This window comes from Kribbella sp. NPDC026596, from assembly GCF_040638415.1.
Lineage (GTDB): Bacteria > Actinomycetota > Actinomycetes > Propionibacteriales > Kribbellaceae > Kribbella.
The window spans coordinates 15,558-32,542 of the sequence record NZ_JBEZYF010000016.1 but is presented as its reverse complement, the minus strand read 5'-3'; the positions used below and the strand labels follow the sequence as shown (position 1 = coordinate 32,542).

At 68.9% G+C, this 16,985-nt stretch carries 19 protein-coding genes; 9 read left to right on the top strand and 10 right to left on the bottom strand.

The features are described from left to right. Positions 1-55 precede the first annotated feature (55 nt). Positions 56-970 (bottom strand): alpha/beta hydrolase, encoded by a 915-nt coding sequence (locus tag AB0E63_RS15675; protein WP_360365886.1) that lies wholly within the window; start codon positions 968-970, stop codon positions 56-58. A 42-nt stretch (positions 971-1,012) separates the two neighbouring features. Here AB0E63_RS15675 and ligD point away from each other — a divergent pair, with 42 nt between their 5' ends. From ligD to AB0E63_RS15650, 5 genes are all read left to right on the top strand, one after another. Continuing rightward, on the top strand, positions 1,013-1,939 hold the full coding sequence (ligD, locus tag AB0E63_RS15670; protein ID WP_360365884.1) for a non-homologous end-joining DNA ligase: 927 nt from the start codon (positions 1,013-1,015) through the stop codon (positions 1,937-1,939). Between the two features lie 39 nt (positions 1,940-1,978). Continuing rightward, on the top strand, positions 1,979-2,185 hold the full coding sequence (locus AB0E63_RS15665) for a hypothetical protein (RefSeq protein ID WP_360365882.1): 207 nt from the start codon (positions 1,979-1,981) through the stop codon (positions 2,183-2,185). Between the two features lie 126 nt (positions 2,186-2,311). After that, positions 2,312-2,941, top strand: coding sequence for a TetR/AcrR family transcriptional regulator (locus AB0E63_RS15660; protein WP_360365880.1), 630 nt, complete (start codon positions 2,312-2,314; stop codon positions 2,939-2,941). Between the two features lie 135 nt (positions 2,942-3,076). Continuing rightward, the gene (locus AB0E63_RS15655; protein ID WP_360365878.1) at positions 3,077-3,304 is read left to right on the top strand and encodes a DUF3107 domain-containing protein; all 228 of its coding nucleotides are present in this window, start codon (positions 3,077-3,079) and stop codon (positions 3,302-3,304) included. Between the two features lie 145 nt (positions 3,305-3,449). Beyond that, complete coding sequence (locus AB0E63_RS15650; RefSeq protein ID WP_360365876.1) at positions 3,450-3,728, top strand: GlsB/YeaQ/YmgE family stress response membrane protein; 279 nt, start codon at positions 3,450-3,452, stop codon at positions 3,726-3,728. Between the two features lie 72 nt (positions 3,729-3,800). On the opposite strand, the gene AB0E63_RS15645 is transcribed toward AB0E63_RS15650, so the two are convergent. Continuing rightward, positions 3,801-4,481, bottom strand: coding sequence for a ferritin-like fold-containing protein (locus tag AB0E63_RS15645; RefSeq protein WP_360365874.1), 681 nt, complete (start codon positions 4,479-4,481; stop codon positions 3,801-3,803). Positions 4,482-4,801: 320 nt separating this feature from the next. On the opposite strand from AB0E63_RS15645, the gene AB0E63_RS15640 reads away from it, so the two are divergent. After that, positions 4,802-6,409 carry a DEAD/DEAH box helicase gene (locus AB0E63_RS15640; protein WP_360365872.1) on the top strand — a complete coding sequence of 536 codons (1,608 nt, stop codon included), beginning with the start codon at positions 4,802-4,804 and terminating at the stop codon, positions 6,407-6,409. An 87-nt stretch (positions 6,410-6,496) separates the two neighbouring features. Continuing rightward, a complete protein-coding gene (locus AB0E63_RS15635; protein ID WP_360365870.1) occupies positions 6,497-7,405 on the top strand; it encodes a DUF4349 domain-containing protein in 909 nt (302 codons plus the stop codon). A gap of 1 nt (position 7,406) precedes the next feature. Here AB0E63_RS15635 and AB0E63_RS15630 read toward each other — a convergent pair whose 3' ends face one another. Next, the gene (locus tag AB0E63_RS15630; RefSeq protein WP_360365868.1) at positions 7,407-8,156 is read right to left on the bottom strand and encodes a ParA family protein; all 750 of its coding nucleotides are present in this window, start codon (positions 8,154-8,156) and stop codon (positions 7,407-7,409) included. Between the two features lie 97 nt (positions 8,157-8,253). Between AB0E63_RS15630 and AB0E63_RS15625 the strand changes: the two genes are divergently transcribed. Then, positions 8,254-9,774 (top strand): MFS transporter, encoded by a 1,521-nt coding sequence (locus tag AB0E63_RS15625; protein ID WP_360365866.1) that lies wholly within the window; start codon positions 8,254-8,256, stop codon positions 9,772-9,774. Between the two features lie 19 nt (positions 9,775-9,793). Continuing rightward, positions 9,794-10,669, top strand: a complete 876-nt coding sequence (locus tag AB0E63_RS15620) for an alpha/beta hydrolase (protein WP_360365864.1) — start codon at positions 9,794-9,796, stop codon at positions 10,667-10,669. A 3-nt stretch (positions 10,670-10,672) separates the two neighbouring features. Here AB0E63_RS15620 and AB0E63_RS15615 read toward each other — a convergent pair whose 3' ends face one another. The 7 genes from AB0E63_RS15615 to AB0E63_RS15585 all read right to left on the bottom strand — a co-directional run bounded on the left by AB0E63_RS15615 (position 10,673) and on the right by AB0E63_RS15585 (position 16,977). After that, a complete protein-coding gene (locus tag AB0E63_RS15615) occupies positions 10,673-11,719 on the bottom strand; it encodes a hypothetical protein (RefSeq protein ID WP_360365863.1) in 1,047 nt (348 codons plus the stop codon). Further along, a complete protein-coding gene (locus tag AB0E63_RS15610) occupies positions 11,716-12,219 on the bottom strand; it encodes an RNA polymerase sigma factor (protein ID WP_360365861.1) in 504 nt (167 codons plus the stop codon). Before AB0E63_RS15610 ends, AB0E63_RS15615 begins: the two co-directional genes overlap by 4 nt. Positions 12,220-12,382: 163 nt before the next feature. After that, positions 12,383-13,333 carry an ATP-binding cassette domain-containing protein gene (locus AB0E63_RS15605; RefSeq protein WP_360365859.1) on the bottom strand — a complete coding sequence of 317 codons (951 nt, stop codon included), beginning with the start codon at positions 13,331-13,333 and terminating at the stop codon, positions 12,383-12,385. 2 nt (positions 13,334-13,335) lie between these two features. Then, entirely contained in the window at positions 13,336-14,151 is an 816-nt protein-coding gene (locus AB0E63_RS15600) for an ABC transporter permease (protein ID WP_360365857.1), read from the bottom strand. Then, a complete protein-coding gene (locus AB0E63_RS15595) occupies positions 14,144-14,941 on the bottom strand; it encodes an ABC-2 family transporter protein (RefSeq protein WP_360365855.1) in 798 nt (265 codons plus the stop codon). Before AB0E63_RS15595 ends, AB0E63_RS15600 begins: the two co-directional genes overlap by 8 nt. 237 nt (positions 14,942-15,178) lie before the next feature. Continuing rightward, a complete protein-coding gene (locus AB0E63_RS15590; protein ID WP_360365853.1) occupies positions 15,179-16,018 on the bottom strand; it encodes an alpha/beta fold hydrolase in 840 nt (279 codons plus the stop codon). 77 nt (positions 16,019-16,095) lie between these two features. Next, positions 16,096-16,977 carry a PD-(D/E)XK nuclease family protein gene (locus AB0E63_RS15585; RefSeq protein WP_360366090.1) on the bottom strand — a complete coding sequence of 294 codons (882 nt, stop codon included), beginning with the start codon at positions 16,975-16,977 and terminating at the stop codon, positions 16,096-16,098. Positions 16,978-16,985: the final 8 nt, after the last annotated feature.

Here is a 16,985-nt window from a genome sequence, read left to right as displayed (position 1 = left end):
CCGATCGGTCGCTCAGTCGTGTCTCAGTTCGGCGTCGGATTCGACTCGATCAAGCTCAGGAGATCAGCTGACGGAACGCGCGTTCGACCTGTTCGGGGTGTTCCATCTGTGCGACATGGCCGGACTGCGGCAGGTAGAGCAACCGCGCGTTCGGGAAGGTGCGCTGCGCCTTCGTCCGGATCCGGGCGTCGACCAGCCGGTCCTTGCCGCCGTAGATCAGCAGCACCGGACACTCCACCTTCGCCGCGTCCGCCCACAACGATCGCCGCGGCGGCGCGAGCGACGACCGCAGGACGCTCCGCGCTCCGTCCAGGGTCGCCTGTCCGACCCACGGATCGGTGTCCCGCCGCCGCAGCTCGGCCTCGTACGCCGCTCGCACCTCAGGCGGGAGCGACCGCGGGTCGCCGAACACCATTGCCAGCGACGCCTGGAACCGCCGGTCGAACGGCAAACGCCGGCTCCGCTCCAGCACAACGGAACCCAACCGGGGCGTCGCGAGGGCGGCGAACCACAACGCACTGGCGGACACCCGCGGATGCGGCAGGGCGGGAGAGATCAGTGTCAGCGACGTCACCAGATCCGGACGCTGGGCGGCCAGTGCGACCGCGGACGCCCCACCCATCGAGTTGCCGAACAGGTGCACCGGCCGCTTGACCTCTTGCTCCAGCAACTGGATCAGTACGGCGGCCTGCTCACTGATACCCGCCGGCCCGGACAGCGGCGTACGGCCGAACCCGGGCAGGTCGGGCGCCATGCCCCGGACTGTGTCGTTGAGCAGGAGCCCGAGGGCGGTCCAGTTCAGTGAGGACCCGCCGAGGCCGTGCACGAACAACGCCGGCGGCAGGTCGGTCGCCGCCCCAGGCGCATCTCTGACCAGCAGATCCACGCCACCGACCGGCACTCGCCGTGCCGGCCATTCCTGTGCCCCCAACGGCACCCCATCCCCGGTTACTGCCGCGTAACTCTCCACGAAACCCATGTTAGGTCGCTCTGAAGCTGGACACTGGAACACATGGCAGGCGCGCCGCAGCAGCTGACGACCGAGGTCGACGGGCAGACGATGAAGCTCACCAACCTCGGCAAGGTGCTGTACCCACAGACCGGCTTCACGAAAGCCGAAGTGATCGACTACTACCACCAGGTCGCGGAGCTGCTGCTTCCCCACCTGTCCGACCGCCCGCTGACCCGTAAGCGCTGGCCGGACGGCACGGAGGCGGCGTACTTCTTCGAGAAGAACGCACCGCGCGGTACGCCGGCCTGGGTGCGGATCGTGACACTCCCCACGCCCGGCAGCTCCACCGGCCGGGACGAGGCCGACTTCGTGGTCGCCGACGACATCCAGACCGTGGTGTGGCTGGCCAACCTGGCCGCACTCGAGTTGCACGTGCCGCAGTGGCGGATCGGGCTGTCGGACAACGGCAAGGACCCACAGGCCGACCTGATCGTGTTCGACCTCGACCCCGGGCCGGGCGCGACCATCGTGGAGTGCTGTGACGTCGCACTGGCCCTGCGGGAACTGCTCGGCCACTACGGACTGGAGGGCTGGCCGAAAACGTCCGGGAACAAGGGCATGCACCTGTACGTGCCGATCGAGCCCGCGTCGTCCCGCCGTACGAGCGCCTTCGCGAAACAACTGGCGGAGCAGCTCGCCGAGGCCCTGCCGGAGAACGTCACGGCGAACATGACCAAGGCACTCCGGCCCAACAAGGTCTTCATCGACTGGAGTCAGAACGCCAGCGCGAAGACCACACTGGCGCCGTACTCGCTCCGTGGATCGGACGAGCCGCGGGTGTCCACCCCGATCGACTGGGACGAGGTGGCGTCGGCCACCACGCCCGAGGACCTCAGGTTCCTCCCGCACGACGTTCTGGCCCGGATCGAGGAGTACGGCGATGTGCTGGAGGGGCTGTACGACGACCCGCAGCCGCTACCGTCGTAGGTGTCATTCAGATCGCAGTCCGAAAGGAGAGCGAGTCGCATGACCAGTGAGACCGACTACGAGGGCCCTGCCGCCGGCAGCGTTCCGGACGACGCCCCTGAGGCCGACGTCCTGGACCAGCGCCAGAGCTCGACCGTGGTGGACGACCGGCCCGAGGACTCCGGCGTACTGCTGGAGGCCGACCCAGCCGATGTGGAGGAGCAGCGCCGCGAGATCGGCGACTCCGGCGAGGACGACTACCGGTAAACGCTCTCACGTTGGAACGCCGTTCGGCGGGGAAGCTACTGGCCGGGAGGACTGCTGGGTAGGATTCGTGGAACGACCCGGCGGTCGAGCCCGAGCCGCCGGTGCCGAACCACCGAAGGAGCCGACGTGTCGACGACACCCGAGACCGCGCCCAAGCGCGGCAGCCGCCTGCCGCGGCTGGCCCGCCGCGCGCAACTGCTCGAGGCGGCCCAGGAGGTTTTTGTCGCCAACGGTTATCACGCCGCCGCGATGGACGATATCGCCGACCGCGCCGGCGTCTCGAAGCCGGTCCTGTACCAGCACTTCCCCGGCAAGCTCGAGCTGTACCTGGCGCTGCTGGACACCTCCTGCGACGCGATCATCGCCTCGGTCCGGGACGCGCTGAAGTCGACCGAGGACAACAAGCTCCGGGTCGCGGCGACCATGCACGCGTTCTACGACTACGTGGCGAACGCTCAGGGCGCCTTCCGGCTGGTGTTCGAGTCGGATCTGACCAACGAGCCGGCCGTCCGGGAACGGGTCGACCGGGTCACCCACGCGTGCGCCGAGGCGGTCTCGGAGGTGATCAGCGCCGACGCCGGCCTGAGCCGCGAGCAGTCGATGGTGCTGGCCGTCAGCCTGGTCGGGATGGCCCAGGTCAGCGCCCGCTACTGGCTGGCCTCCGACGACCCGACGCTGGCCCAGCAGCAGGCCGCCGACCTGGTCGCCTCACTGGCCTGGCGCGGCATCCGCGGCTTCCCCCGCACCGACGGCTGAGCCCGTACGGCGGCTGCGCGTCCGTCGTACGGGGGTTCTGCTCTCGGCGGACGGGTGAGGGCTGACGGCCGGCAACGGATAGGCTCGAAGCGTCACCGGCGAGAGCCGCCGGTCGGAACGTGCCCGGAGGGTTTCGTGGAGGTCAAGATCGGCGTGCAGCACGCCAATCGTGAATTGGTGCTGGAGAGCGAGCAGAGCCCGGACGAGGTGCAGCAGGCCGTCGCCGACGCGCTCAGCGGCAAGTCCGGTCTGTTGCAGCTGACCGACGACAAGGGCCGCCGGGTGATCATCCCGGCCGACCGGCTCGCGTACGTCGAGATCGGTGAGGTGTCGATCCGCAAGGTCGGATTCGGCGCGATCTGATCCCGGTCCGGACACGGTCGCGCGTGTCTTGGTTGCGGAGTGCCACCGAAGGGGCACGATGGCCATAAGACCTGCGTTGCGGTGGTCTGGTTGCTACGGGGCAACCGACCGGAGCGCAGATCGGCCATCCCTCAAAGGAGGAACCGTGTACTGGGTCTGGATGCTCATCGTCAGCCTCATCGCGGGCATCATCTTCGGGCCGCTGGCCCGGCTGGTGCTCCCCGGCAAGCAGAACATCAGCCTCGGCTGGACCATCCTCGGAGGCGGCATCGGCGCATTCATCGGTGGTCTGATCGCGAAAGCCTTCGGAGTCAAGGACACCCCCGGCCTGGACTGGACGCAGTACCTGATCCAGATCATCTGCGCCGTGATCGTCGTCGCCGTCATCGCCGGCTACCAGAGCAGATCAAAAACCTCAGCCTGACTACCTCACCTCAGCGGCCGCCACCCCGACCCGGGGCAGGCGGCCGCTCTGCTTTCAGCGGTCAGACGGCGGTCAGGCCTGGAGGCCGAGGGCGGTCATGCGGGCGGTGTGGGCCTCGGTCAAACGGGTGAACATGCGGCCGATCGCGGCCAGGTCCAGCCCGGGCCGGTCGACACTGCCGGCCAGCAGCGCGGCGAGTGAGTCCCGGTCCGCCGCGATCCGCTGCGCCTGGCTGAGCGCCTCGCCCACCAGGCGGCGTCCCCACAGCGCCAGCCGCCCACCCAGCTTCGGGTCCTCTTCGATCGCCGACCGGACCCGGTCGACCACGAACGACGCCTGCCCGGAGTCCGCGAACACCTCGAGCACCAGGGCCCGGGTATCCGCGTCCACGAACGACGCGATCTCACGGTAGAAGTCGTTCGCCAGACCGTCCCCGACGTACGCCTTGACGAGGCCCTCGAGCCAGTCCGACGGCGCGGTGTGGTCGTGGAACGCCTCCAGCGGGGTGACGAACGGCGTCATCGCCGCCATCGGGTCCACCCCGAGCGCGACCAGGCGGTCCCGCAGTTGCTGGAAGTGGCCGAACTCGGTCGTCGCCAGCGCGGCGAGCTCCGCCTTGTCGTTCAGCGTCGGCGCCAGTTTGGCATCCTCGGCCATCCGCTCGAACGCTGTCAGCTCGCCGTACGCGAGCACTCCCAGCAGATCCACCGCCGCGGCCCGGTAGGCGGGATCATCAAAGGCCGTCTGCTCCATGCCCGGCACCCTATCCGGCCCGGAGTGCGAGTGGCGCAAACCACACGAAGCGGGCTTGACGACTGTTGCGGTTACACTGGTGAGCGATTCGCCGGTGACGCGCCCAGATGGGCAAGCTGGTGCGAGGTGCTTGCACAGTGTCCCCGCGCCTCACGATCGGGGCTGAAAAGCCCCAGGCGCCCGGCCACTGAGCACACCTGTCCGCACCAAGCATGTGAGAGGCGATCAGCCTGACCACCTTCCGAGAGCTCGGGGTCCTACCCGAGATCTGCGACGCGCTCGAGCGCGTCAACATCATCGAGCCGTTCCCGATCCAGGAGATGACGCTCCCCGTCGCGTTGATGGGCACCGACCTGATCGGTCAGGCCCGCACCGGCACCGGCAAGACGCTCGGCTTCGGCATCCCGTTGCTGCAGCGCACCATCTCCCCCGGCGAGGCCGATTACGAAGAGCTTGCCGCCCCCGGCAAGCCGCAGGCGCTGGTCGTCACCCCGACCCGCGAGCTCACCATCCAGGTCGCCAAGGACCTGGAGACCGCGTCCACCGTCCGCACCGTGCGCGTCCTCACCATCTACGGCGGCGTCGCGTACGAGCCGCAGCTGGACGCACTGAAGAAGGGCGTCGACGTCGTCGTCGGTACGCCAGGACGCCTGCTGGACCTGGCGAACCGGGGCGTCCTCGACCTCGGCCACATCAAGGTGCTGGTGCTCGACGAGGCCGACGAGATGCTCGACCTCGGGTTCCTGCCCGACGTGGAACGCATTCTGCGCAAGACGCCCGAGCTCCGCCAGACGATGTTGTTCTCGGCAACGATGCCGTCGGCCGTGATCGCGCTGGCCCGCACCCACATGCGGCATCCGCTGAACATCCGGGCGGAGTCGCACGAGGACACCCAGATGGTGCCGACCACGGCACAGTTCGTCTACCGGGCGCACGATCTGGACAAGCCCGAGGTGGTCGCGCGGATCCTCCAGGCCGACGACCGCGGCCGGGTGATGATCTTCTGCCGGACCAAGCGCGAGGCCTCCCGGCTCACCGACGACCTACAGGACCGCGGGTTCAAGGCCGCCGCGATCCACGGCGACCTGAACCAGCAGGCCCGCGAGCGCGCGCTGACCCGGTTCCGCGGCGACAAGATCGACGTCCTGATCTGCACCGACGTCGCGGCCCGCGGGATCGACGTCGAGGGCGTCACGCACGTCATCAACAACACCTGCCCCGAGGACGAGAAGGCCTACATCCACCGGATCGGCCGGACCGGCCGGGCCGGTGCGAGCGGGATCGCGGTGACGTTCGTCGACTGGCCGGACGTGACCCGGTGGAAGACGATCAACAAGGCGCTCGACCTGCCGTACGACGAGCCGCAGGAGATCTACTCCACCTCGCCGGAGCTGTACCACGACCTCGGCATCCCGACCGACGCGAAGGGCCGGATCAAGCCGGTCCGCGAGCCGCGCGAGTCCGGCGCTGACTCCGGCGAGGACAAGCCGGCCCGCGACCGTCGCCGGGGCGAGGGACGCACCGAGGACGGCGACCGACCGGCCCGGAAGCGGAACCGGACCCGCAAGCGCACCCGGTCCGGCCAGACGGTCGACGAGAAGTCCGAGTCCGACGTCACCACCAAGACCCAGGTGCCGCCGACCGAGGAGTCCTCCACCGAGGCCGCCGAGGCGCCGGCCCCCGAGCGGAAGCCGCGCAAGCGCACCCGCAAGGTCGCGGAGCCGACCGAGGCAAAGGCGGAGGCCAAGGCTGAAGTCAAGACGGAGGCCAAGGCTGAGGACGCGCCGGTTGTGGAGCCGACCGAGGCACCGGTCAAGCGGGCGCGGACACGTACCCGGAAGGCGGCCGAGTCGCCGGCCACCGACAACGCCGCGACGGCGGAGCCGGGGACCACGCCGACGATGCCGCTGTTCACCGCTCCGGAGTGAGTGTTTCCAAACGGTGATCTGAGCCTGCAACACCCTGCCCCTCGGGGACCGTCCTAGGACGGAAACCACAAGAGAGGGGCATGGGTGATGAGGCCGATCAACGGTGTGGTGATGGCGGCGCTGGGGCTGGCGCTGCTGGCGGGGTGTGGGGCCAGTGGCAACGACAGCGCCGGCACGAGCGAGGCGGCGCCGGTGCAGAAGCAGGACGCCGCCTCCGGTACGGCGTCCGACGGCAAGGCCGGCAACGCGGCACCGCAAGCCCCCGGGCAGCCACAAGCGCAGCCGTCTATCACGCGCGCGATCATCAAGACCGGTTCGCTCACGATCGAGTCCGAGGACGTCGCCACCACCCGGCAGAAGGCGATCACCGCGGTCGCCGGCCTGGACGGTCAGGTCGCGTCCGAGGACACCGGCAGCAACGCCGACGGCACGATCACCCAGGCGAATCTCGTTCTCAAGGTGCCGACCAAGTCCTACGACACGGCGATCCAGCGGCTGTCCGACCTCGGCAAGCGGCTGCAGATCCACCAGGAGTCCAGCGACGTCACCGAGCAGGTGGTCGACGTGGCGAGCCGGATCGAGTCCCAGCGCGCCAGCCTGGACCGGATGCGCGCGCTGATGGCGAAGGCCAACACCGTCGGGGAGATCGTCTCGGTCGAGAGCGAGCTCACCCGGCGTGAGGCGGACCTCGAATCCCTGCTGGCCAAGCAGAAGAACCTCGCACTGCAGACCGATCTCGCCACCCTCACGCTGACGGTGACCCAGAAGGGCCAGCCGCCGGCGGCGGCCGAGGACCCGGACCGCGGGTTCCTCGCCGGGCTGAAGGGCGGCTGGAACGCGTTCACCGCCACGTTCTCCGCGTTGGCGACCGCGTTCGGAGCGCTCCTCCCGTTCCTGGTGCTGCTCGCGCTGATCGGCGTACCGCTGTGGCGCTTCCGGCATCGCCTCCGCCGTCAGCCGGCCGCCATCCCGCCGGCTCCGGACGGCGCTCAGTAGGTCAGAGCAGCGCGCCGGCCAACGCCCGGTAGGCCTTCGCACCGGGCGAGGCCGGCGCCGTGCTGAGAATGGTCTCGCCGACCGCCGGCGCCTCCGCGAACCGGATCGACTTCGGGATCGGCGGCTGCAGAACATCGAGCGAGTACGTGTCCGCGATCGTCTCCAGCACCGCGCGCGCATGGTTCGTGCGTCCGTCGTACAGCGTCGGCAGCACGCCGAGCACCCGCAGACTCGGGTTGGTCAGCACCTGCACGTCGTGAATGGTGTCAAGTAGTTGCCCTACGCCACGATGTGCCAACGTCTCGCACTGCAAGGGAATCAGTACGTCGGACGCCGCGGACAGCCCGTTCACCGTCAGCAGCCCCAGCGTCGGCGGGCAGTCCACGATGATCCAGTCGTACGACGAGCGCAGCGGACGTAACGCGGTCCGCAAGACCTGCTCCGGGCCGCTCTCCCGGGCCAGCTGCACCTCCGCGGTGGCCAGCTCGATCGTCGCCGGCACCAGGTCTGGTGCGTCGTCGAACTCGATCAGCACGTCCCAGGCCGGCACGCCGTCGAGCAGCACGTGATGGATCGACTTGTCGAGGTCCTCGGGGTCGATGCCGACCGAGAACGTCAGGCACGCCTGCGGGTCGAGATCGACCACCAGAACCCGTTGCCCGAGCTCGGTCAGGGCAGCGCCGAGTGTCGCGACGGTGGTCGTCTTGGCCACGCCGCCTTTCTGGTTCGCGACCGCGAGAGTGCGAGGCACGCCGCCATTGTGCCGCACGGCGGAACATCCGGCCCCGGCGACCGGCTGAGGCTGACGGGTTGACTTAAAGCACTCTTGAACTCCCAGCATGCTGGACATGACCGGAACGACGATCTGCCCGGACCCGCCCGCCCCCGACTGCGACGACCAGCCGGCTGCCAGGGCCGGGCGTCGTGAGTGGCTAGGCCTCGGCGTGCTGGCCTTGCCAACGATCCTGATCGGGCTCGATGGTACCGCCCTGCATGTGGCGGCGCCGGTGCTCAGCGCCGATCTGAACCCCAGCTCCTCGCAGCTGCTCTGGATCATCGACGTGTACGGCTTCGTCGTGGCCGGACTGCTCGTCACGATGGGCACGATCGGGGACCGGATCGGCCGTCGCCGGTTGCTGTTGATCGGCGCCGCCGGCTTCTTGGCCGCGTCGGTGCTGGCCGCGTTCGCTACGAGCGCCGGGCAGCTGATCGCCGCCCGCGCCCTGCTCGGTCTCGCGGGTGCCACGCTGATGCCGTCCACGCTGTCGCTGCTCAGCAACATGTTCCGCGATCCCGGTCAGCGCCGGCTGGCGATCGCGATCTGGATGACCAACTTCATGGTCGGCGGCATGGCGGGCCCGCTCATCGGTGGCGTCCTGCTCGAGCATTTCTGGTGGGGCTCGGTGTTCCTGATCGGCGTACCGCCACTGATCGTGTTGCTCGTCGCCGGTCCGCTGCTGCTGCCGGAGTTCCGGAATCCGCACGCCGGCCGGATCGACCTGCTCAGCGTCGTCCTGTCCGTCGCCGCGATCGTGTCGGTGGTCTATTCCGTCAAGGAGACCGCCAAGAGCGGACTCCAGGTGAGCACGCTCGCGATCGCGGCCGTCGGGGTCGCGCTGGGTGTGGTGTTCGCTCGTCGTCAGCTTCGGCTGCGGGACCCGTTGATGGATCTGCGGCTGTTCCGCCGGGCCGCGTTCAGCGCCTCGCTCGGCGCTCAGACGTTCGGGTTGTACGTGCTGGCGGCGATGCAGTTCCTGACCGTGCAGTACTTCCAGCTGGTGCTCGGCATGACACCGCTCGAAGCCGGGCTGTGGATGCTTCCGACGATGGTCATGGGAATCATGGGCACACTCGGTGCGCCGTGGGTGGTCCGCGTGCTCCAACCCGGTACTGCGATGACCGTTGGCTTCGCGGCCGCCGTACCAGGTCTGGCTCTGATGGCGCTGTCCGGACGGTGGCCTGTCGTCGTCGGCCTGGCCATCACCAGTATGGGCGTTCAGGTCGTACTGGCGCTCACCTACGACCTCGTCGTCAGCAGTGCACCGCCTGAGCGCGCCGGAGTGGCATCCGGCATGGGTGAGACGGGCACCGAGCTCGGAATAGCACTCGGGATCGCCATCGCAGGCAGTCTCGTCACGGCGGTCTACCGGGCCGGTGTGACAGTCCCAGCGGGCGCACCCGACTCCGTCCGTGACACTCTGGGCAGCGCGGTGTCCGCTGCGGAGCACCTGCCCGGTCCCGTCGCGCAGCAACTGCTGGAGACCGCACGTGCCGCCTACACCAACGGCATACAGCTGGCGGCGGTCGTCAGCGCGGTCATGATCGCGATCCTTGCCGTCGCCACCGCCAAGCTGGTCCGGGCGGGCTGAGCGGTTACCCTCTTTACTTGTGAGTACGCCGCGCACGCTGACGCTGCCCGATGGGGTTCATGCCGCGACCCTCGAGACCGACCGTGGCTCGTTCGCCACGCTGATGGCCGTGCCGCAGATCGGTACGCCGCTCGGCACGGTCCTGCTCGTACCGGGGTGGACCGGCAGCAAAGAGGACTTCACTCCGCTGGTGGACCACCTGTGTCGCTACGGCTGGCGCACAGTGGCGGTGGACCAGCGCGGTCAGTACGAAACCGCCGGGCCGGCCGAGCCCTCGGCGTACACACTGACCGAGCTCGGCGCTGATGTGGTGGCGATGAGCAAGGCACTCGGCGGCTACAGCCAACTGGTCGGGCACTCGTTCGGCGGACTGGTCGCCCGGGAGGCGGTGCTGACCGATCCGTCGGTGTTCTCGACGATCACGCTGCTCTGCTCGGGTCCGTCCGCCTTCACCGACCAGGAGACGCTGCAGGGCCTGCAGATGCTCGCGTTCGGGCTGGACAACCTGCCGATCGAGCAGGTCTACGACCTCAAGCTGCAGCACGACACCAAGAACCCCGGGTACGTCGCTCCGCCGGAAGACATCGCGGCGTTCCTCCGGACGCGCTTCACCAGCAACGGCCCGGTCAGCCTCGCGGAGATCACCCGGCGCCTGATCGACGCCGAGGACAAGACCGACCGGCTCGCCAAGACCGGCGTCCGCACCCAGGTCCTGTACGGCGCCGCCGACGACGGCTGGCCGATCACGGTGCAGCGCGCGATGGCGGAGACACTGGGCGTGGAGCCGCAGGTCGTCCCCGACGCCGGCCACTCACCGGCCATCGAGCAGCCCGCGGCCACCGCCCGCCTCCTGGTCGACTTCTTCCACGATCGGGACGGGTTCGCTACGGACTGAGCCTCAGCGAACCGGTTTGACGGCGACTTCGAGGTTGAGGTCGTCCAGGCCGATCGGCGTCAGTGCTGTCCTCAGCGCCTCGTCGTACACCAGAGCCGAGACGTTGACCTTGTCCTCCTCGGATGCGCCGCCGGCCGCGTACACCCCGAGTCCCTTCGGGATCAGGTCGCTGACTGCCGTCCCGAGCTGCGTGAGCTCGGTCTCGCTGAACTTGACCTGGTGGACACACAGATTGCCCTCGTACACCTTCTCGAACGCGGTCCGGAAAGCGGCGACATCGCCGTGGGCGAGGCCGATCGTGTACACCTCGGGCGCGCCGGGCGCGTGACCGTTCGGGTACAGCACGCGCGGGTCCGTGGCCTGGTCCTGGCGTCCTTCGAGGAACTTGACGACCGCGGCCTTGTCGACATTGATCTGCCCCGGCTTCCACCCGCCGGCGGGCGCCGGGCACGGCACCAGGTCCGGCGGGATGGTCTGCTCCAAGGTCGTCGAACGCACCTCCGGCCTAGTCTGCTCCCGGACGTCGATCGTCCGGCCGCTCCAGATCCCGGTCAGCACGGCGTACCCGGACGTGACGCCCTTGGTCTTCGTGACCTGGACGAGCTTGGCCAGGTCGAGGTTCTTCAACGTCACGGCATACTGCGCCGGGCAGGTCGGAGCGGACTCGGCGCCCTTCGCCCAGCCGGGGTCGGTGAGCCTCGGCACCGGTGCGCAGAACAGCGGATCCTGGCCGGGCGCGGCGATCACCTGACCACTCACCCGGACCTGGTCGCCGTCCCGAACCAGGAGCTCGTCGTACGGCGCTTGGTTGCCTTGAGCAAATGATTGGGAGCTGCCGCCGGTGGGTTTGCCGTCACCGTCGGGCAGGACGGTGAGCGCGGCGGCGGCGATCACCGCGACGGACGCGGCCGCCAGGGCCGGGACCCAGCGGCGCGGACGGCGGCCGCCGAGGAGCTGCTCCAGGTCGGGCTCGGGGGGTGACGGCTGGTCCGCGCGCCAGCGCGCGCCGGACCGCGTCAGCAGGTCGTCGACCTCGTCGGTCGGGTTCATTCGCTGACCTCCAGCAGGGTGCGCAGGCGGGCCCGCGCGTCGGACAGGGTGGACTTGACGGTGCCTTCGGAGCAGCCCATCACCGCGGCCGTGTCGGCGATCGACAGGTCGGCGAAGTAGTAGCAGTCCACGGCGAGACGCTGTCGTGCCGACAAGGAGGTGAGCGCGTCCTCGACGTCCATCCGGGCGTCCAGGTCCGGCCGTGACACCGGGCCGTGGTGGTCGTCCAGCTCACCGGCCGGCCGCAGCCGCCGGGCCGCCTTCCGGGCCTGGTCCGCGGTGATCGCGAGCAACCAGGCCGACGCGGTCCCGCGGGTGGCGTCGTACTGCCCCCGCTTCGACCACGCCCGCGCGAGCGCCTCCTGCACGATGTCGTCCCGGTCCGCGCCCACGGCGAGCCGCGCCGCCAGCCGAGCCATCGCCGCCAGGTGCGGTCGCACCCACTCGACGAACCCGGCGCCGTCGGCCGGCGGACCCACCACCACAGGCTCACCCGTCATCGTCGGCATACCCTGTCTACCCCCGAATCCCACTTCCGGTTGGGTCCCTACCCGAATTCCAACGACCCCACCACCCCCAAGTCACCACCCACCCCATTCCGTAACCCCCCGAGTTATCCACACATCCAAGTCCGAGACCAGCAAGGTTCGGATGTGCGCCGGGCTAGTGGGTGGGGGCGTAGAGCTGGGTTATTACTGATTCGATGGTGGGTTCGGCTACGGAGAGGTCGATCAGGGGGTAGTTGGCGGCTATTTGGGAGAGGAGGGGGGCTGCGCTGGTGGTGGGTGGGAAGGTGAGGTGCTGGCGGGGGCCGTCGACTTTGATGACGGTGGCGCCTTCGACGGTGATGGGTGGGAGTGAGGTGGCCAGGTCGACGACCAGGGTGCGGGGTGCGTTCTGGCTGGCTTTCAGGCCGTCCAGGGTGCCGTCGAAGATCTGGTGACCGTGGTCGATGACCATGACACGAGTACACAGGGCCTCGATGTCGTCGAGGTCATGGGTGGTGAGGATGACCGTCGTACGGCGTTCCGCGTTGACCTCGGCCAGGAATTCGCGGAGCCGGGCCTTGCTGATCACGTCGAGTCCGATCGTGGGCTCGTCGAGGTAGACGATCTCCGGATCGTGCAGCAAGGCGGCCGCGATGTCGCCACGCATGCGCTGACCCAGGGAGAGTTGACGGACGGGCACGTCCAGCAGATCGCCTAGGTCCAGCAGTTCGACGAAGGTCGCGAGGTTCTCCCGGTGCCGTGCGATCGGGACGTCGTACATCTTCTGCAGTACGGCGAACGAGTCCTTCAACGGCAGGTCCCACCACAGCGTGGTGCGCTGGCCGAAGACGACGCCGATGCGCTTGGCGAGCTTCAATCGATGCCGCGACGGATCCACCCCGGCCACCCGGATCGACCCGCCCGACGGGACCAGGATGCCGGTCAGCATCTTGATCGTCGTCGACTTGCCGGCGCCGTTCGGGCCGATGTAGCCCATCACCTCCCCCGGCTCGACACTGAACGACAGACCGTCGACCGCACGGACCTCCCGCTTGGTACGGCGAAGCCCGGTCCGCGACGTCACGGTGAACGCCCGGGACACGTCCGACAACTCGATCACTGGCATGTTCAGCTCCCTGTACTGCGGTATCGACGGAGACCACCCCGCCACGCCAGCGACGCCAGCGCGACCATCGCGACGGCGACCAGCGGGGACAGCAGGCCGATCCAGGACGGCAGGCCCAGCGGGGCCGGCTTACCCAGCACGAACAGCACCGGGTAGTAGTTGACGAAGGCAAGTGGTACGACGAACGTGACCGCCCGGACGATCTCCTTGCCGAAGATCGTCAACGGGTACTGGGTCATCGTCTGACCGCCGTACGTGAAGGAGTTGGCCAGCTCGGCCGAGTCGACCGCGATGAACTGGAACGAGGCACCGAGGACGAAGATCGCCCCGAAGATCACCGACCCGGCGACCATCGACACCACCAACGTGATGCCCTTGGCAACAGTCCAGTCGACGTCGATGTGCCGGCAGGCGAACACCAGGACGACACCGGCCTGCAACGGACGGCCCAGCCGGCGCAGCGCGAACCCGTCCGCGGCGGCCTGCAGGAACGTCGGCACCGGCCGGATCATGTACGCGTCGAACGCGCCGGTGCGGATCCGCTCGCCGACCCGCTCGATCGATCCGGTGAACAGGTCGGCGATCCCGAGCGTCATCGAGGCCGTTGCGTAGAGCAACGCCATCTCCCCCAGGGTGAACCCGCCGAACGACGAGATGTGACTGAACATGATGACGACGGCCACGAAGTCCATCACCGTGATCAGCATCGAGCTGCACAGCATCAGGACGAACGACGCCGGGTAGGCCAGCGCGGACCGGATCCACATCACGGTCAGCATCCAGTACTGCCCGGGCGCCCGGACGAGTCGCTCAACCACCCTGGATCACCACCTTCCGGGTCGCCAGCGACGTGACGAGCTGCCCGGCCAGGAACAGCACCAGGATCCAGCCCAGCTGGAACATCAGCGCCGCACCGGTCCCTCCCGGGTTCCGGCCGAGCCAGATGTCGATCGGCACCTGCATGGTCGCCGCCCACGGCGTCGCGCGGGCGAACTCACCGATCCAGCCCGGGAACACGACCAGCGGCAGGATCAGGCCGGAGAAGAACGCCGACAGCAGGAACGCGAGCTGCTCCATCCCGCGCGAGTCGGTGATCCAGAAGCCGGACAGCGCGACCAGATAGCGGATCCCGAAGCTCACGAGGATCGCCAGTAGCAGGCCGGCCGCGACCGCGAGCCAGGCGGTCGCACCGGAAGGGAACTTCAGGTCGAACACCAGCGCACCGACGAGCAGCGGCGCACTGCCGCGGACCAGGAGCTGGAACATCGCCCGGCCCAGATCGACCGACAGCCACCACAGCAGCAGATGCGTCGGCCGGTACAGATCCACCGCGATCTCACCGCTGCGGACCCGCGCGCCCAGCTCGGTGGTGGTGGTCGCGCCGAAGATCCCGACCGGCAGCAGCAACCCCTGCTGCAACCAGACGAACGTCAGCGCGTCGGCTTCGTCGTACCCGCCGAGCCCGGGCCGTTCGCGCCACAAGGTCAGGTAGATAGCGCACAGGATGAACCCGAACACGGTGTTGGTGAACGCGCCGGACGCGGTGGCGATCCGGTACGTCGAGAAGCGCCGGAACGACCGTACGGCGATCGCCCAGTAGACGCCCACGGCAACCTCCTCTCCTACTCGAGAGTGGTGTCCGGATCCCCAGCGGCACGCAGAACTACCCCGAATCTAGAGGACCCGGGGGGGTTCGGACACCACTGTGAAGGCATGGGTGATCCACGCCGGTTTGTCAAGGCAGGGATCGGACGGTACGCCGCTCTGCGACCAGGCGTCAACCCATATAACCGGCCCGGGCGCGGGACCCCTCAGACCCGCGCCCGGACCGGTGAACCGTGGACATCAGAGCGTGTCGGCCTTCAGCAGGGCAGCCAGATGCGTGGCGAAAGGCACTGGGTGACTGGCGTACCCGCCGTGACCGCCGGGGAAAGTGACGACCGGCCAACCGAGGTGCTCGGCGATGAGCTGGATCGGCCGCCCGGGAAGGTGGTCGATCGACTCGAGCCCGGCTGCGGGGACGATCCGGTCCGCCACGGTCTTCAGCGCCTGCAGATCAGGCTCGTACCGGGTGAACGGAAGGAGCTTGTGCTCGTAGAAGTTCGCCGCGTTGGTCTGCATCCGCTCGGCAAGCTCGCGGTACTCCGGCAGCAGGTCCTCCATCGGCGGCATCGCGTCGTCGTCCATCCCGGTACCCACCAGGAACAGCACCTCGGCCGCGGCGAGCCCCTCGGACTTGTAGGTGTCGTACACATCCTCGAAGAACGCCCGCGCGTCGGTGGCGTCCGGCAGGATCTCGGTGCACGGCGGCTCGTGCGCGACCAGCATCCGGACCCGATCCGGGTGCCGGGAGATCAGCTCGAGCCCGGTGATCGCTCCGGAACTGCTGCCGAGCACGTACGCCGGCTGGTCACCGGCCACCTTGTCGATCAACGCCAGCGCGTCCTCGGCCGACTGGTCGACACACTCATCCGACGGCTCACCGTCGTACCGGCTCCTGGAGTTGCCGCGCGGGTCGTACGCCACGACTGTGTACTCGGCGGCGAGCTGCCCGACGATCCCGTCGAACACCGCCGCATCCGTTCCGCCGCCCGGGATCAGCAGCAGCATCGGACCCGATCCGGTCACCTCGTAGTGCAGCGTGGCCCCCGGCACCGTCAATTTGTTCACAGTCTTCGCACTCATCAGGCAACCCCTCTCTGGTTGCCTACACTCTCCGGTTCGCCGCTGACATCGCACGCACACGGCGCTGGTACGAGCGCTCAGCCGGCGTCTTCCATCGGTACGGGGGCGTCGTCGTCGAGGGCGGCCCAGGGGTCTCGGGGTGGGGACTCGCGGCGGCCTTGGGGGCAGATGCGGGCGAAGTCGCACCAACCGCACAGTGCGGACGGCTCCGGCGGGAAGGCTTCGTCGGCCTCGGCGGGGGTCAGACCTTCGTACCACCGCTTCTCGGCCGCGGCCGCATCGTCGGCCATCGCCTCGGCGCGGCGCTGGTGCCGGGCCAGGGACGCGTCGTCGTGGTCGGCCGCGGCGACGGTGTTGGTCGGCAGGTGGTGCAGCTCGACCCGGGTGGACGGCTTGTGCAGGACGCGCCGGGCACCCAGCACGTACAGCGCCATCGCGAGCGACGACCGCGCGTCGGTGGAGGTCAACGGGCGCCGGCCGGTCTTGTAGTCGACGATCACCAGCTCGGTCCCGCCGCTCCCGTCGCGGGCCGGTCGTTCGTCGATCCGGTCGACCCGCCCACGCAGCGAAGCCCGCTCGGTGGTGAAGGCGACCGTACGCTCGACTCCGCGGGGTTCGTAGTACGGGTCGGAATCGCGCAGGTAGCCCAGCACCATGTCGGTCGACCGGTCGCGCCAGTCCAGCGACTGCTGCTCGTCGCGGAAGCCTTCACTGCGCCAGCTCGACCGCATCTTGGCCACCACCTCGTCCGGCGTGCGGCGGGAGGCCGGCCAGCGACCGAAGAAGTCGGCGAGCACCTCGTGCACGACGGCGCCGACCGTGTTGTGCGCCCACGGCGGACCCTTCGGCGGCCGCGGCGTCTCCAGGTAGGTGTAGCGGTACTTGCGCTTGCAGTCAGCGAAGTTGAGCAGCTTGGTCGGCGTCGCGACGAACAACCGCGTCGGCATCCCGGGCAGCATGTCGCTCA

Excerpts from the sequence above, each read along its gene's own strand:
- ligD (WP_360365884.1), top strand. The coding sequence starts at position 1,013 with ATGGCAGGCGCGCCGCAGCAGCTGACGACCGAGGTCGACGGGCAGACG.
- AB0E63_RS15665 (WP_360365882.1), top strand. The coding sequence starts at position 1,979 with ATGACCAGTGAGACCGACTACGAGGGCCCTGCCGCCGGCAGCGTTCCG.
- AB0E63_RS15645 (WP_360365874.1), bottom strand. The coding sequence starts at position 4,481 with ATGGAGCAGACGGCCTTTGATGATCCCGCCTACCGGGCCGCGGCGGTG.
- AB0E63_RS15640 (WP_360365872.1), top strand. The coding sequence starts at position 4,802 with ATGACGCTCCCCGTCGCGTTGATGGGCACCGACCTGATCGGTCAGGCC.
- AB0E63_RS15635 (WP_360365870.1), top strand. The coding sequence starts at position 6,497 with ATGAGGCCGATCAACGGTGTGGTGATGGCGGCGCTGGGGCTGGCGCTG.
- AB0E63_RS15625 (WP_360365866.1), top strand. The coding sequence starts at position 8,254 with ATGACCGGAACGACGATCTGCCCGGACCCGCCCGCCCCCGACTGCGAC.
- AB0E63_RS15615 (WP_360365863.1), bottom strand. The coding sequence starts at position 11,719 with ATGAACCCGACCGACGAGGTCGACGACCTGCTGACGCGGTCCGGCGCG.
- AB0E63_RS15610 (WP_360365861.1), bottom strand. The coding sequence starts at position 12,219 with ATGACGGGTGAGCCTGTGGTGGTGGGTCCGCCGGCCGACGGCGCCGGG.
- AB0E63_RS15605 (WP_360365859.1), bottom strand. The coding sequence starts at position 13,333 with ATGCCAGTGATCGAGTTGTCGGACGTGTCCCGGGCGTTCACCGTGACG.
- AB0E63_RS15590 (WP_360365853.1), bottom strand. The coding sequence starts at position 16,018 with ATGAGTGCGAAGACTGTGAACAAATTGACGGTGCCGGGGGCCACGCTG.
- AB0E63_RS15585 (WP_360366090.1), bottom strand. The coding sequence starts at position 16,977 with ATGCTGCCCGGGATGCCGACGCGGTTGTTCGTCGCGACGCCGACCAAG.